Origin of the sequence: Ferrovibrio sp. (assembly GCF_025869515.1) — a bacterium.
Taxonomy (GTDB): Bacteria; Pseudomonadota; Alphaproteobacteria; order Ferrovibrionales; family Ferrovibrionaceae; genus Ferrovibrio.
Genome location: NZ_JAOZVR010000088.1, coordinates 1 through 13,859 on the forward strand (window position 1 = coordinate 1; position 13,859 = coordinate 13,859).

Consider the following 13,859-nt stretch of genomic DNA (forward strand, 5'->3'; position numbering starts at 1 on the left):
AGTCATCCAGCTCGGCATGGAATGCCTTGGTAAAGTTGGTGACCTCGTATTGGGGATTCAGCAGCTCTTGGCGCATGCTCGGAGCATGGTGGGTCACGACGACAGTTTTGCCGCCCCAAGGCGTGGAGAGCTGCTTATCCAGCCAGGCGACTGAGTCTTTGTGGAACTGCTGGGTATCCCGTGGTTGAAGATATTTTCCGCGATAGCCAATGGTGCGGAAGTCATTCAGCATGGGTGGATTGTTGTCGAAGCCTGTCCACAGCGTCGTGAACAGGAAACGGATGCCAAACCTGTTCTCGTTTAGAACGGTGTTGTCTGCGAAAACAGCCCGACCAGCGCGCTCTGATAACGCCAGTGTCACCCACTCGATTGTCGAGCCGTAGAATTCATGGTTGCCCGGCAGAAAGACGACGGGCGTCTCAAGGTAGCGTGCCACGGCATTCGCATATGCCCTTGCCGCGGCGCCCAGCGCGATATCACCGGCTAGGATGACCATATCGGGGCGCGCTGCCTTCAATGGCCGAAGGTCCGGGCCCAACATGTATTTGCGCCCGTAGAAACCTTCGATGGCGTGCGCGGGGTGGGCTGGTTCCGGAAGCAGCCTGATGCCATCAGAGACTTTCTCGAATTCCAGATGGAGGTCGCTCATGAGCGCAATCTTCATGTTCCGGTTCGGCATCGCGCTCACCGCGTCTTCAGGTCGAGCGCGCGGTTCAGACGGTAGAAGCCGTTTAACGCTCGGACCCAGCCGCGGTCCCAGTTCGCGACCCACAACTCGCTGGTCTTGACGACAGCGCTATACGGTCCGGCCTGAACGAGATGGCCGGTCAGACACGGTAATACCCGCTTGCTCAGGACCACGTTGTCGAGAACAGGCGCAGTCGACAGGCCCTGCGGTTGGCGACCGGCGTGGATGGCTTTCAGGTCCCGCGCCAATGCATCGACAAGAGCAATAGTGTGCTGAAGGTCGCCATTCATCTGGCGATCGAGCGAAATCATGGTGTCACCTTGGTTGTGGCTGACGGAGCTGACTGGGAGGTCAGCGCCGTATTCGGCCTTCAAGGCGAGGGTTTACGGGGACGGCAATCAAGGGGCACCGCCAATGTCGAAAGTGATGCGCGGTGGGAATTCCAGCGGTGACTTCAGCCGATACCAGCGGCTGTAGGTCCTCGCCCAGCCCAGGCCGGGGGCGAAGACCCACAAGTCACTAGTCGTCGCCATTGGGCTCGTGATGCGAGGGTGGTTCTTGACGACGCCCTTCAGGCAGTACATCGGACGTGTATCGACCCAATAGTCAGTCAGTTCTGGCGCGTGGGTCAGATCTGCTTCGGTGGGCGCAGTCCATTGGAGCAGGCGCTCCAAGTCGTCGGCCAGGGAGCGCAGCTTACGGATGTCATTCGTCGTAGGCCTGTCCAGGCCTTCATCAGTGTAGCGGTACATGAAGATGTCCCTGAGATGGGGATTGCTGTCGGCCAGCCGTCGAAATTCCGGCGGGCGGTTCAGGGTGAGCGCAGTCTCAGGGTGTAGGCAGAAAATGGCCGTCGGCTGAGGCTGGCTCAGCTCGGTATTCGGGACTGGGAGGTGCCCAGAGCAGTGCAGAGAGGACCGTAGGTCTCCCCCAATGTTCTGCAGTATTCAGCAATCTTTCTCATAGAAGAGAACAAAACAGAAAAATAAGATTCGGTCAACTTGTTTCTCATGGTATTTTCAGGCGAGGCATTTGCCGACGCCGACGGATGAATGGGGCATTGGAATCGCTCGTGTTTTAGACGTTGGTAACCGAACACAGCGCAGGGTGCTCTGAGTGATTCGGCGATGTTCGCGACCCCAAACGGTCACTCGCGAATTTTGAGCGGCATTGGAATGTTGAGGGCCTTGTGGCGGCCAGGGCCGTTATCCCCGGCATTCACAAGGCCAGCCTGATTCAAGAGACGCTAGTGATTGCGTTTTGGTACTCTTGGGCATCCTTAACGAGTCTATTAAAAAGCAACTTTCTGACATGGCGAGAAGCGACCTACTCATCTCCTTGGTAAAAGCCAGCGCAGCTGGTGACAGGGAGACTTTGAAATCTACCGTAGAGGCTATGGTCGCGGATGAGCGTGCAAAGAGCCATCACGGACTGGCAGATCGCCTGCAGAAAGCGCTGAACACGGTTGCGGTATCTCCGCCTTCGCTGGTGACTTCTCATTCAGTGAATAATGCAGGGCGCGAAGCGATTTTGGAGCGGGACCCACAGGTTTCACTCGACGACCTTATTCTTCCGCTTCCGGCACGCCGCACTGCTGATCAGCTAATTGAAGAGCACCGGCGCGCTACAGTCTTGCGTGCTCACGGGATGGAGCCTAGGCATCGGGTTTTGCTATCGGGGCCGCCAGGTAATGGTAAGACGTCATACGCCGAGGCGATCGCCGAGGCGTTGGCGCTCCCTCTGTTTGTCATCCGCTACGATGTGATCGTTGGAAGTTTCCTCGGAGAGACGAACACGAGGCTTCGTCGTCTATTTGACTACGTCCGTACTCAACCATGTGTCCTCTTCTTTGATGAGTTCGACGCAATTGGTAAAGAGCGTGGCGATGAGCATGAGACTGGGGAAATCAAGCGGGTCGTTTCATTTCTGCTCATGCAGCTCGACCAGCTACCTAGCTATGTAGTTGCTATTGCAGCCACTAATCATGCGGAATTACTCGACCGCGCCGTATGGCGGCGGTTTGAAGTTCGACTTCAGCTTCCGCAACCTGACCAGAAAGTCCTTGCAGAATATGTAGATAGGCAGATTTCTCGCTGGCCGGAGAGACCGAAAGTCGCTGCGAACCAAATTGCAACCCAGCTTGGAAATACTAGTTTCGCGGAAACGCTAGATTTCCTTCAAAATGTACGTCGACGCAGTATACTCGGCCTGGGGGAAACACACGTCGACGTTGCTCTTAAGACCGAGATGGAATTGTGGGCATCGCGCGTAAAACCTATTGCAGGCAATGGCGAGCGATCCAACAAAACCGCTGCTCCGTCTGGAAGTACAACCAAACGGAAAGCGTCGGATAGGAAAAGGCGGCCGACCGCCTAAGGCCGCGGGCTTCAACCGTCGTCGACAGGCTGAAAATTTCGGCCCTCTGTTCAATCGATTGAAAGAAGTGCTTGCGCGAGATCCAGCTGCCCTGGAACTGCGTAGAGACCCGGCTGCGTTGGCGCCAGAAACCTTATTGGTGTTTGTCGTCAGAGAATCCGTTCAGGATTTGGCGCGCGCCATCAACCAAGTACCAGGCTTAGACTTCATTGACGTAGACGAACTTGATCCGGACGCAGACGGCCGCAAGCCCGTCGCATATATGCTCGTCCCGGATGTTGCGGCACTCCGACAAATCCTCTCCCTCTGGGACAAATGGCAGCGGAACGAGGAGCTCGGAATTGGAAATGCGCCGTGGCGCCACGTCTTTGAGACACTTCAGGATTTGCGGCGCTGGGGGCCAGATGACCGTGTTGCGGACTGGGAGCGATCTGTCCTTGAGAACATCATCGAGAATTTGGACGATGATGAACGTATTCGGGTTGAGATTGAACTGGTTTACCGGCGCAATCCGGATGTTGGCACGCAGATGGAGCAGGACCTGCGGAGAGCGATCACGGACCGCGACGGAGAAGCAGTATCATCCTTCCGTCGCGACGATATCGCTTATCATGCCATTCTCGCTGATCTGCCTGTAATTGTCGTTCAGGGAATCGTCGACCGCGAAGAGGACGGCCTCGCAGGCGAGACAGCAGTAATGCACATTCGCCCACAAAGCTTGGCATCGTCAATTCAGGTCGCTGACCAAGATGAAGTAGAGCAAATCAACGCGGCGGTTCCCGCTGGGGCGCCGATCCTTGCCGTCTTGGATGGTGTGCCTATCGCAAACCATCCGCTTCTGAATGGGCGTCTACTCGTCGAAGACCCGTTGGGCTTGGAGGAGGAAACGCAAGTAATTAACCGCACTCATGGCACGGCGATGGCATCGGCTATCGCGCTGGGGGACAGATATCGTGCGGAGCAGCCGCTTCCACGCCGAATACTGTCTGTCCCAGTATTGCGCTGGGATGGTGGTATGGAGGCCATTCCAGATGACCGCCTTATCGTAGATGTGATTTACACAGCAGTTACTTCGCTGCGGTCTGCTGAATCTGATGGTGGCAATGTAATTATTGTCAATATTTCGCTGGGAAATCTAAGGCGGCCATTCCACGGGCAAATGTCTGGCTGGGCCCGACTGCTCGATAGGTTGGCATGGCAGTACGGCATCTTATTTGTAGTCAGCGCAGGGAATGTCACCGATAGGTTCGACGTGGCGCCATATCGGACCACGATAGAGTTAGAGGCTGACCAGCGGCATCGGCAAAACCGAATTCTGCAAGCGTTGGAAGGTTTGAAGGCGGACCGGAGAATTATCTCGCCTGCTGAGACGTTGAATGGCCTGACCGTTGGGGCGGCCAATCAGGACAATGTTCCACCGATCCATCGGCAGAGAGCGGTCGGTCTCATTGACCCGTTTCCTGAGTTTGACACCTCAAATCCAAGCAGCCGCTTGGGACCGGGGCTCAATAATTCCGTGAAACCGGATGTAATTTTTCCTGGAGGCCGCGAGCACTTGCGTCCCTTCTTAACCGGTGCCGCCGTTGCCTTGCAGCCAGTTCAAGCCACAAGGAGCTTCGGGATTAGAGTGGCATCGCCTCCTGCTGCGGGTGACTTAGCTCGCGAGGGATACACAAACGGGACCAGTGCTGCTGCAGCGCAGGCTTCCCGAACGGCACATCGCATTCATGACGCTTTGGAAGATACCTATGGTGAGGCGTTTATTCGCCTTTCGCATAGGCATCGAGCTGTTCTGCTTAAAGCACTCACTTGCCACACTGCGATATGGTCGAAAGCAACAAGAGATTTTATCGTCGGCATCGCGGGGCCCGCAGATAACAAGTTGCACATGAAGCAGAAAGACAACGTCCGGAGATATATCGGATACGGATTGGTCGATGGAGATGATGCGGTTGCGTGCGCTGCAGACAGGGCCACATTCTGGGCGTGCGGTCAAATCGGGCTTGAAAACGCCGTTACTGTCGATGTCCCTATTCCTCTGTGCATCGCGAACCTGACTCGTCCTCACGCGCTGTGCGCGACGCTGGCTTGGTTCACGCCAGTTCAGCCAGGGCGGCAATCCTATAAAGGTGTTCGACTTAATTTATTGGAACCCAAGGAGGCTGTTTCCGGTCTTGGCGTTTCGGGATCCGGTGTTCCTCAGCCTGATCAAAATCAGATGCGCCGCGGCACATTGATCTCTCGCCGATGGAGCGGAGATAAGGCGCCTGTTGTCATACCGAATATGGACTTCACTCTAAATATCCAGCGCGAAATTGATAACGGGGATGATTTCGAGGAAGAGGTTCCGTTCGGTCTGGCGGTGACAGTCACGATGCCGGGGGTGAACGAAATTTATGAACAGGTGCGTCAACGCCTCGGCGTTCAGCTTCGTCCGGGCGTGCGATAATGCTCCAGTGGCGGTCATATGCCTTGGTATTTGCGCCAGTATTAATTTCTATTTTCTGCGCTTTCGTGGCATTTTCCGCATTGAGTGCCCCGGCCCTCAGCGATGCCGAGGTGCGCGATCGGATAATTCAAGAGTCCCTCCGAGGCTACAGCGGGAATTGCCCGTGCCCCTACAATCTGATGCGCAATGGCCGTGAGTGTGGTCGGAGCAGTGCTTACAGCCGCCCGGGTGGCGCTGCGCCGCTCTGCTACCCCAATGACATCTCCGACGACATGGTTCGCGCCTATCGAAAGCGGAACGGCTTCTGATGTTCCAGCTACTTCAGGTGACGCGCACTTTCGGGGCGGCACTCGTCGCTCTGGGGTTGACGGCGTCTGCGGCCAATGCTGCCGAGCGATATCAGATTGAGGGTACGTTCGATGGCTGCGAATTCGGGAAGTATTACGCCCTGCTTGGCGGCGGCATCCTTGAGTGCCAGGAGTACAATTACTTCTATGAGTTCATGCCGGAAGTGATTGCATCAGGCCTACAGGTCATCACCATTGGCAAACAGAGAATAAATGGGCGATTGCATAAGGGCTCAGTCATAAAGACCAAAGTGTCTGATTCCTTCGAAGGCTGTGAGTTCGACAAGACCTATAGGTTCGACAACGGCCTTATCTTCAAGTGCATGACCTACAGCTATTCGTACTCTTACCGCCCGGACGTCAAAATTATTGTGGTCGAAGGAACGAAGCCTACTGTCTACATCAATAACCAGAAGTACGACGGGATGCTTTTCCGCGGCCGTTAGGATGCCTCTGACTTTGCCCGTGTGTTACGGTCAAAGTCTGGCGATGTCGTCGCCGGAGGGCGTTTCTGGCCAAGCGCCAACGTCACTGGCTTCTAACCACCCCTAATCTTACCGCACGGTAATGTTATCCGCGTTTCTTGGGAGCCTTAGGCTGTTTTTTGGCGGCTTTGTCGAAGACTGCGGCCAGGTCCTCAACTTCGATGGCTTGGCCGGATTCCAGCATTGCCCGGAACTGGCCGACAGCTTGGTCAATGGCCGCCTCCGGGCCGCGCTTCTTTACCCGAGTTACGCCGACGAACAACTCATCCATGTTCCGGCCAAGAGCCTGCGCAATCTTGAATAGCGTCAGCGCCGAATTGAAGAACTCGCCTCGTTCCAGATTGCCGATGGCGTCGAGGGACACCCCGGCTTTGTCGGCCAGCTGCTGCTGGGTTAGCCCGGCGCTCTTCCGGTAATCCCGGATTTGGGCCCCCAGAGCTTCGAGGATGTCCTTTTCTCGCATGGCCGGACCATGGGCCAAGCCTGGCGGAATAGTACATGGCGCGTAGTGCCATATTTTCTTGAATTTAAATCAAAGAAATGGCATTCAATGCCATAATTGGCGAGTGGATGGACAAGCGTGCTCGCGAATCGGGACAAACTTGGGCAAGAGGTAGACTGGATGTCGTCGCTCAAAGTGGTGAAGGGCACCCTGCAAGTCACGGGCGAATATGAAACCAGTAAGCACGGTCGCACCAACTGGACGTTCTGGCGCATCGAAGATGAGAACGGGCGGGATGTTATGCTTAAGCAGGTCAGTGCAGGAGAACTCATGCGCTCTCATGCATTTCCCGGCACGGAAGCGACCTTCGTTTTTACGAATGACCCGAGCCCGACATTCATTGGGATGAAGTATTCAGATGGACGTATCGCAGAGTCCTGGGATGAATGGAACAAGGGTCGCAAAACCGTCCTCAAAGTATTTATTTTCGGCTTGCTTCTGTTCCTCCCGGCCGTGTTAGCCATATTGCTTGGTGGTAAGGGCGAGCTCATGGGATTGGTTGTCGCCGTCACGATTGTTGCGTGCGGTCTCACATTCTTTGGAGGATTGGGCTGCTTGGCGATTCTGTTTTCCGCTAAGCCCACAAAAGAGCAGCTCACGGCAGCGCTGAATGGGTAGAGAATAGTCGTCTTCGCGATTGTCTAAATGTGAGACATGCCACATAAACTTGGCAGGCATTTGTCATTGAAGGTTGGCCGATCTCAATTCACCACTGGCACGACCTCTGGGAACGCGCTAATGGTTGTGGATTGACATCCGATACACAACGGATGTGTTTTCTTTGAATTCCGAAATCGGAAAGAAAACATGTCGACCAAAATCTGGCGCGCCAGCGACGCAAAAGTACAATTCGCCGACCTGATAAAAGCCGCGGCGGATGGCGAACCGCAACGTATCCGGTCTGAAGACGGCTCGGATGTCGTTCTCATTTCGAAAACCCATTTCGACCAGATCGCTCCTTCGCTTAAGATCACATTGCTGACCGGGGAACGCCCTGGTCTGGCGGGTGATGCGCTGGATGACGAGATCAAGGGCTCGCAGTAGTTGGGCCTGAGGTGACGCCTCCGGTATATGTGCCGGAGCGTTGGCCTTGTTCGTCTTGGATACCGACGTCATCAGTCAGCTGGCCCGACGGCGTCCCGACCCCAATGTCGTGAGCTGGCTGGCGGAACAGGCTCCTGCGGACATCACCACCACAACCGTGACCATTGAAGAACTGAAGGCTGGCATCGAGAATATCCGGCGCCAGGATGCAGACCGGGCGGCCCTCCTGGATCGCTGGCTGATGCGGATTGTCACGTTTGGCCAGCCTCAGATTCTGGCCGACACTCCGGAGGCCGCCCTGCTGTTCGGTGCTATGCGGGAAACACCAGCCTTGCGGAACTTCGTGTTCACCGGCCCGAAGGCGGGGAAGTTGGCCTTGGGGAACGACCTGAGGATAGCCGCAATTGCCATCTGCCATCGGGCGACCGTGGTGTCCGGCAACATCCGACACTTCCTGGAAGTCCATGAGCGTTTCCCGTTGCCCGGCTTGTTTGACGTCTTCCGAGGGATATGGGCGGTTGAGCCGGGGCAGGACCGTCAGCAAAGATTGGTTTGAAAACCGAAAGGCCGTTGGCCGGCAGGCTTCGCCTGCCGGCGGCAATCAATTAATGGCTGGCCAGCCGATAGACGCCCCGCCCACGACCCATTCCTCCGGCTACACATATATATACTGTCAGTCCACCGCCCTTTACCTAAGGGAAGGTATGAAACGGTTCGCGAGATCTAGGAGCGGGAAGACCTCTTCGCGATACCCGAGACGGTCAGCCATTTCCCGGACTTCATCCAGGTCATACCTATCAGCGTATGCTTTCAATGCACCGAACGCGATCCCATCGGAGAAGCTGGTGGCGTTCTCTTTCTTGGGGCGTAGAACCCTGTTGCGGAAGACCAGCAGGTCGCAGACCGTCCTGGCTGGGGAGGTCACCAGAACCTCATGCCCGTAAACCATATGACGATCGAAGCCGAAATGCTTTTCGGTCAGCTCCAGGTCACTGATGACCTCGTGCCAGTATCCGTCCGCTACTCCCGGAACCGACGCGTCGGGTTCTGTGGGTGGTAGCATGGCCTGCCAGTTCACAGCGATCGGCACAAACCCATCAATCGACTTTGACAGCCGCCGTCCAGCGGGAAGGGCGAGCCACAGCTCCTCTGTTTTCAGGGCGCAAATCCCGTGAAACGCGGCAGCTGTGTTGAAGCAGACGGCGAATTCGGGTCCGTGCGCTCGGATAGCCGCGATCGCGAGATGGAGCGAATCGTAGTCTCCAGGTAGGCAGTAGAGACCGTAAAGCGGACTCCAAAGGCGCCCGTCATCCAGCATTTCTTTTATCGCAGCCCGATCGAGACCGGCATTGATGAGATCTATTGACCGAGCTGGGCCCTGTTTTTCAGCAAAGTATGCAAGAATTTGTTCAAAATGTTTTTTGTGTCGTCCCGGAGGGCGGCCAAACCGAATTTTCCGATCGTAGTTTCTTAAAGACGCCTCATCCGGCCGAGTTCGGGCTTTGTTTGCGATCGGAGAATTTGAAGTGGCGCCCAACTCGCTCGACATATTTTCGGTCCAAAAATCTTTGTTCTCCTTTGAGAATCCTTAGTGCCGTTGCAAGAGGCAAAGGATTTCTTTGTTCAGACGGCGCGGACCTCCGATCGTAACTGCAAATTCGCGATCGCAAATTCATCCGTGCGACGAAACTGCATGATCGCAAATTTGTGTTCTCAAAACTGGGCGAAGTTGACAAAGGGGTGGGGACTGCAACTTTCTACGCATCAATGCAACATCTAATTCATTTTTTTCTTGACTTTTGTGTTCTCTTTATGTAGAGTGTTCGCATGATGACCGAGAGCATTTCACACACCCTTCTCACCGCAGCTTGGACGCAGCTCCAGGCTACGGGTCATCGTATCCCCAACATAACTTAACGGAGCTACTCCTCTACGATCGTGCGGGCTTGCTTTAAGCCCGCGTGCGTCGACGTGCGTTCAGTGTGCGAATGAGTAGTGCGTTAGGTCCAAAAACTTGGTCGTGAGGCAGTTTCCCGATCGACCAAGACCCGCCGGGTTCAGACGTGGAACCGGCGGACGGGAAAGCTTTGTCCAAAATTCGGACAGCGCATTCTTGGGCGACCATCGAAGAACGAAGTTCTGTTTCAATTTCCGCAGGAAGCCGACGATGGTCGCCATGCCACGTAAATACAGAAAATCAAATTTCGATTGGCTGTGATGCCCACCCAACATCGGGTGGGCGTCCGCCAGCCAACGAAACACTGAGGCCCAAGGAGGGCCAACCAGTATGCGAACTAGTAGCAACGCGCTCTTGAGCGTGAACGAAGAAGCTTGGCCTGTTGCCAAGCCGCGGACTGCCGGTGCTGCCGGTGGTGGCGGTGACGACATGGACCCGCCGTCCTACCCCGACGCCCTGTTCTGGGACGTGAAGGCCGAGGTCGTCGAGCTTGACGACTACAGGCCTGGCGCCAGTGCGAAACGTCGGGCCCGGCAGAGCAAGGAAGGGTTCCGCATGGTGCTGATGTCAGGGGCGCGTACGCGCGGCCTGCGGTCACGGCACTTGGCTCGCCGTGACCTCCGGGCGATGGATCTCAGCCAAGACCCGTTCGCCCGCCGCCGTCGTAAACCCAGCAACGATAACTAAGGAGACTGCCACATGCGTACACACAGCCGTTTTCGTCGTAACGACGAGCTCACGATCGACGGTGTCGATCACACCGTCCAGGGCCGCGTGAACTGCGGGTACTTCATGGCGCTCAAGCTGCGTAAGCGGGGCTCCAGGAAGGTCCGGTACTTCCCGGAGAGCAGTATGTGGGACATGGCACTGCAGGGCCGAGTGGTCAAGTGCCCTGCACCTGAATACGCCCACTAGGTCTGGACATCTGATGGTTTGCCCGACGGCCGGTGTTATCCGGCTGTCGGGTAAGCCCAACTCATCACTCCTGAAGAGGACTTCGCTTTCGAATGTGTACATATCGAATAAGCGGCAGTCCGGTCTGATGCAGTAGCACTGCAAGGCCGGTTGCCAGAAACGGCAGCCGCCACTCAGGAGGTCCAAGGCATTACCAACATGCTGCTTATGCAGCGTGGTCGGCAGGCTTGTGCCTTTTCACTGAGTGAGAACCCGAAGTGAAACAGAGCCTGAGGTCACTATGAGACTGCGAGCAATGGATTTGCGGGATGAAGCCCGAAACCCATCCAAACGAATGAAGCATGTGCTTCCCATGCTGAAGCGACAGTTCCCGTGCCGCCCGGAGCCATCACGTCCAATCGTGACGCGTGCTCCGCACCGGCCGGTCGGACGGTTTGTCAGCGACAAGATGCACGGACCACTTGAATGGGAGTCGTTCCTGGAATGGGACCATTTCCGAGTTCTTGAGACCGACAACTACGTGAAGGAGTACCACCCGCAACCACCGCCTATCGACTATCCGCTGGATGGTCAGACCCGCTCATACACAGCCGATGCACTGGTCCACCGGAGGGACGGCAGGCGCGTGTATGTGGAGGTCAAGTACGAGGAGGACGCCAAGCGCTTGGACAACGTGGCGAAATTCGAGGCCATCGATTCCGTATGTCGCAAACTCGGTGCCGATTTCCATGTCGCCACCGAGAAGGAAATCCGCCGACAGCCGCGGCTCAGCAATGCGAAAGAATTGCTGCGCTACCGGCGGGTGGAATCGAAGGGGCGTCTGGAGCTCGACGTAATGGAAGCCGTGACCACGCAGCGGCTCGTAACAGTGCGTGATTTGATGGGAGCCATCCGGCTACCAGACTCCCGGTTGGGCGAGCTCTATGCGCTCGCTCTCCGGGGGGACATCAACATCGACCTGGAGACGGCACCCCTGTCACCCGACAGCAAGGTTTTCCGTCCTTACGCCTAAAGCCCTGGGAGGGGCTCTTGCATGACGAGTATCAACTTTTCGCGTAACGAGCTGCTCGAAATCGAAGGCGAGCAGTTCAAGGTCTTCAGCCGGACGCCACTGGGCGCGCTCAATCTTGAGCATGTCACCGGCGGATTCATGGTGACGAAGACCGATGAGGAGCTGGCCAAGCTTTGGCGCGAAGGCGACCTCATCCGCGTGCCGGACAACAAGGAGGGCACGATGTCGGACAAGGAACGTCAGGTTCTGATGGCCGACTTCTCCTCCTTGCCGGACAAGACCAAGGCGGCTGCCGAACGCAGGATGCACTATGTCCGGGCCGTGATGCTGGCAAATCCGCTGTTCCATACCAGCGAAGCCCTGGACCCCATCATCTTCCGGGTAGCAGCGGAAATCGGCGATACAGTTGTGCCGACAGCACGCCGGGTGTCGGAATGGGTGAAGCTGTATGGGCGTAACGGTACGCCAGACCAGAGCAATATCCGCTGGCTGGCCCCCCGTTACCACCTGCGCGGCAATTCCCAGAGCCGGTTCTGCCGTGAGGTCGTCGACCTGACCTGGGACATCATCGACCGGGAGTTTCTGAGGCGGAAGCCTGAATCCGCCAAGGAAGTCCACTCGATGATTGAGACTGCCGTCGAAAAGATGCGGGTGGACGACATCCATCCCATCTATCGGACCAAGGATGGCAAGGCTCTGCTGTATCCGAGCCTGGTTACCTTGCGCCGCTGGCTGAAGTCGATCGACAAGGAGGTCGTGACACGTACCCAGCGGGGTCCCGTCGAGGCGAAGCGTCTGCACGAACCTGTGCTGCGTGGGCCGCAGGGCGACCGTCCGCTGGGTGAGGTCGAAATCGACCACCATCTGCTCGACATCATCCTCATCGATGATGAGCGGAATATGGTGCTCGGTCGTCCATGGCTGACACTCGGGCTCGACAGGTACACCCGTGAAATCTCGGGATACCATATCGGGTTCCATGCGCCCAGCGCGTATACGGTGGGCTTGTGCATCAAGCACATCTGTACGCCGAAGGACGGCGAGGGCGACGAGAACGGGGAGGCGAAGGCGCCCTGGCCGGTGTTTGGGGTTCCCGACACCATCATCGTCGACAACGGTGCAGAATTCGACAGCGCCCAGTTCAATGGTGGCTGTTACGCGCTCGGCATCGATGTCGTCAGAGCGCCGGTCCGAACGCCTCAGTACAAGGGGAAGGTCGAGCGTCTGTTCGGCACGGTCGCCATGGATGTGGTCCAGAAAATCCCGGGCTATGTCCATGCGAATGTGATCAAGCGTGGCGATTACAAAGCCGAGGAGGAAGCGGTCTGCACACTTTCCGACTTCTTGGCGGCCTTCGATCTGTGGGTCCGGAAAATTTACCGGGTCCGCGAGCACCGCGGCATCGGCATGTCACCGGCTGAGAAATGGGAGGAGGCGACCAAAAAGTATTCGGTCCGCCTTCCCTCGGATGTCAGCCAGCTGAACCTGCTGCTGACGTTGACGGCGATGCGCGCTCTGACCCGTAAGGGCATCGAGTATCGGGGTCTTGTCTACAATTCGAAGGACCCCGAGTTCCGGAAGATGATCAACCGCCCGGATAAGCCTGCGAAGGTGAATATCCGCATCGACATCGACGACATGAGTTCGATCGTCGTCGAGGACTGGCGGGATGGCACGACCCATGTGGTGCCGTCGATCGACCCGGACTACACCAATGGCCTGCGTCTGGAAATGCACGAAATCCTGACCAACCAGGCCAAACTGAAGCGCAAGGCGCATCAGCGTGTGACGGTGCGTCAGCTCCAGCAGGCCCGCGAAGAGTTCCGCGAGTCCGTGCGTGAAATGAAGCGCAAGAAGAAACTTGCCAAGCGCCTGCTTTCGGCGATGGGCGAGGAAGCGGCCAAGTCGGGCAATCAGGGCATGCCCATTGTGCATAAGACTGAGGAGGCTCCGGTCGAGCTTCCGCTGTCCGCCAACACCGCGCCTGTGCCGCCTGCTGCGGTGAACGACGACACCGACCTTTCGGTCGTCGCGGCCAAGCTCGGCCTGAAGACGGCGGCATAAGTTCAGCCCAGTTCAGTGCG

15 protein-coding genes are annotated in these 13,859 nt (G+C 56.8%); 10 read left to right on the forward strand and 5 right to left on the reverse strand.

Annotated elements, in window-relative coordinates; all coding sequences use genetic code 11:
• The 3 genes from OJJ21_RS14105 to OJJ21_RS14115 form a co-directional block, all read right to left on the reverse strand.
• Positions 1 to 649, reverse strand: a 649-nt coding sequence (locus tag OJJ21_RS14105; protein WP_297687218.1) for a metallophosphoesterase, incomplete at its 3' end; no start/stop codon positions are given.
• A gap of 35 nt (positions 650 to 684) precedes the next feature.
• The gene (locus OJJ21_RS14110; protein WP_297687219.1) at positions 685 to 999 is read right to left on the reverse strand and encodes a hypothetical protein; all 315 of its coding nucleotides are present in this window, start codon (positions 997 to 999) and stop codon (positions 685 to 687) included.
• Positions 1,000 to 1,086: 87 nt separating this feature from the next.
• Positions 1,087 to 1,440 (reverse strand): DUF6634 family protein, encoded by a 354-nt coding sequence (locus tag OJJ21_RS14115; protein WP_297687220.1) that lies wholly within the window; start codon positions 1,438 to 1,440, stop codon positions 1,087 to 1,089.
• Between the two features lie 559 nt (positions 1,441 to 1,999).
• On the opposite strand from OJJ21_RS14115, the gene OJJ21_RS14120 reads away from it, so the two are divergent.
• From OJJ21_RS14120 to OJJ21_RS14130, 3 genes are all read left to right on the forward strand, one after another.
• Positions 2,000 to 3,064: an ATP-binding protein gene (locus OJJ21_RS14120; protein ID WP_297687221.1), complete on the forward strand. Its 1,065-nt coding sequence runs from the start codon at positions 2,000 to 2,002 to the stop codon at positions 3,062 to 3,064.
• Complete coding sequence (locus OJJ21_RS14125) at positions 2,976 to 5,513, forward strand: S8 family peptidase (RefSeq protein ID WP_297687222.1); 2,538 nt, start codon at positions 2,976 to 2,978, stop codon at positions 5,511 to 5,513. The genes OJJ21_RS14120 and OJJ21_RS14125 overlap by 89 nt, the downstream gene beginning before the upstream one ends.
• A 307-nt stretch (positions 5,514 to 5,820) precedes the next feature.
• Entirely contained in the window at positions 5,821 to 6,306 is a 486-nt protein-coding gene (locus OJJ21_RS14130; protein ID WP_297687223.1) for a hypothetical protein, read from the forward strand.
• Between the two features lie 124 nt (positions 6,307 to 6,430).
• Here the strand turns inward: OJJ21_RS14130 and OJJ21_RS14135 are convergent, their stop codons facing one another.
• Positions 6,431 to 6,808 carry a helix-turn-helix transcriptional regulator gene (locus OJJ21_RS14135; RefSeq protein ID WP_297687224.1) on the reverse strand — a complete coding sequence of 126 codons (378 nt, stop codon included), beginning with the start codon at positions 6,806 to 6,808 and terminating at the stop codon, positions 6,431 to 6,433.
• A gap of 159 nt (positions 6,809 to 6,967) precedes the next feature.
• Between OJJ21_RS14135 and OJJ21_RS14140 the strand changes: the two genes are divergently transcribed.
• From OJJ21_RS14140 to OJJ21_RS14150, 3 genes are all read left to right on the forward strand, one after another.
• Positions 6,968 to 7,465 carry a hypothetical protein gene (locus OJJ21_RS14140; protein WP_297687225.1) on the forward strand — a complete coding sequence of 166 codons (498 nt, stop codon included), beginning with the start codon at positions 6,968 to 6,970 and terminating at the stop codon, positions 7,463 to 7,465.
• A gap of 189 nt (positions 7,466 to 7,654) precedes the next feature.
• Complete coding sequence (locus OJJ21_RS14145; protein WP_297687226.1) at positions 7,655 to 7,891, forward strand: type II toxin-antitoxin system prevent-host-death family antitoxin; 237 nt, start codon at positions 7,655 to 7,657, stop codon at positions 7,889 to 7,891.
• A 46-nt stretch (positions 7,892 to 7,937) separates the two neighbouring features.
• Complete coding sequence (locus OJJ21_RS14150; protein WP_297687227.1) at positions 7,938 to 8,447, forward strand: hypothetical protein; 510 nt, start codon at positions 7,938 to 7,940, stop codon at positions 8,445 to 8,447.
• A 132-nt stretch (positions 8,448 to 8,579) separates the two neighbouring features.
• On the opposite strand, the gene OJJ21_RS14155 is transcribed toward OJJ21_RS14150, so the two are convergent.
• Complete coding sequence (locus OJJ21_RS14155; protein WP_297687228.1) at positions 8,580 to 9,440, reverse strand: hypothetical protein; 861 nt, start codon at positions 9,438 to 9,440, stop codon at positions 8,580 to 8,582.
• A gap of 762 nt (positions 9,441 to 10,202) precedes the next feature.
• On the opposite strand from OJJ21_RS14155, the gene OJJ21_RS14160 reads away from it, so the two are divergent.
• From OJJ21_RS14160 to OJJ21_RS14175, 4 genes are all read left to right on the forward strand, one after another.
• The gene (locus tag OJJ21_RS14160; protein WP_297687229.1) at positions 10,203 to 10,535 is read left to right on the forward strand and encodes a hypothetical protein; all 333 of its coding nucleotides are present in this window, start codon (positions 10,203 to 10,205) and stop codon (positions 10,533 to 10,535) included.
• 12 nt (positions 10,536 to 10,547) lie between these two features.
• Positions 10,548 to 10,763 (forward strand): hypothetical protein, encoded by a 216-nt coding sequence (locus OJJ21_RS14165; RefSeq protein ID WP_297687230.1) that lies wholly within the window; start codon positions 10,548 to 10,550, stop codon positions 10,761 to 10,763.
• 352 nt (positions 10,764 to 11,115) lie between these two features.
• Complete coding sequence (locus OJJ21_RS14170; RefSeq protein ID WP_297687231.1) at positions 11,116 to 11,775, forward strand: TnsA endonuclease N-terminal domain-containing protein; 660 nt, start codon at positions 11,116 to 11,118, stop codon at positions 11,773 to 11,775.
• 21 nt (positions 11,776 to 11,796) lie between these two features.
• Positions 11,797 to 13,839 carry a Mu transposase C-terminal domain-containing protein gene (locus OJJ21_RS14175; protein WP_297687232.1) on the forward strand — a complete coding sequence of 681 codons (2,043 nt, stop codon included), beginning with the start codon at positions 11,797 to 11,799 and terminating at the stop codon, positions 13,837 to 13,839.
• The last annotated feature ends 20 nt before the right edge of the window (positions 13,840 to 13,859 follow it).

Coding starts and splice junctions, on each gene's coding strand:
- OJJ21_RS14110 (WP_297687219.1), bottom strand. CDS start 999: ATGATTTCGCTCGATCGCCAGATGAATGGCGACCTTCAGCACACTATT.
- OJJ21_RS14115 (WP_297687220.1), bottom strand. CDS start 1,440: ATGTACCGCTACACTGATGAAGGCCTGGACAGGCCTACGACGAATGAC.
- OJJ21_RS14120 (WP_297687221.1), top strand. CDS start 2,000: ATGGCGAGAAGCGACCTACTCATCTCCTTGGTAAAAGCCAGCGCAGCT.
- OJJ21_RS14125 (WP_297687222.1), top strand. CDS start 2,976: ATGGCGAGCGATCCAACAAAACCGCTGCTCCGTCTGGAAGTACAACCA.
- OJJ21_RS14130 (WP_297687223.1), top strand. CDS start 5,821: ATGTTCCAGCTACTTCAGGTGACGCGCACTTTCGGGGCGGCACTCGTC.
- OJJ21_RS14135 (WP_297687224.1), bottom strand. CDS start 6,808: ATGCGAGAAAAGGACATCCTCGAAGCTCTGGGGGCCCAAATCCGGGAT.
- OJJ21_RS14140 (WP_297687225.1), top strand. CDS start 6,968: ATGTCGTCGCTCAAAGTGGTGAAGGGCACCCTGCAAGTCACGGGCGAA.
- OJJ21_RS14145 (WP_297687226.1), top strand. CDS start 7,655: ATGTCGACCAAAATCTGGCGCGCCAGCGACGCAAAAGTACAATTCGCC.
- OJJ21_RS14155 (WP_297687228.1), bottom strand. CDS start 9,440: ATGTCGAGCGAGTTGGGCGCCACTTCAAATTCTCCGATCGCAAACAAA.
- OJJ21_RS14165 (WP_297687230.1), top strand. CDS start 10,548: ATGCGTACACACAGCCGTTTTCGTCGTAACGACGAGCTCACGATCGAC.
- OJJ21_RS14170 (WP_297687231.1), top strand. CDS start 11,116: ATGCTGAAGCGACAGTTCCCGTGCCGCCCGGAGCCATCACGTCCAATC.
- OJJ21_RS14175 (WP_297687232.1), top strand. CDS start 11,797: ATGACGAGTATCAACTTTTCGCGTAACGAGCTGCTCGAAATCGAAGGC.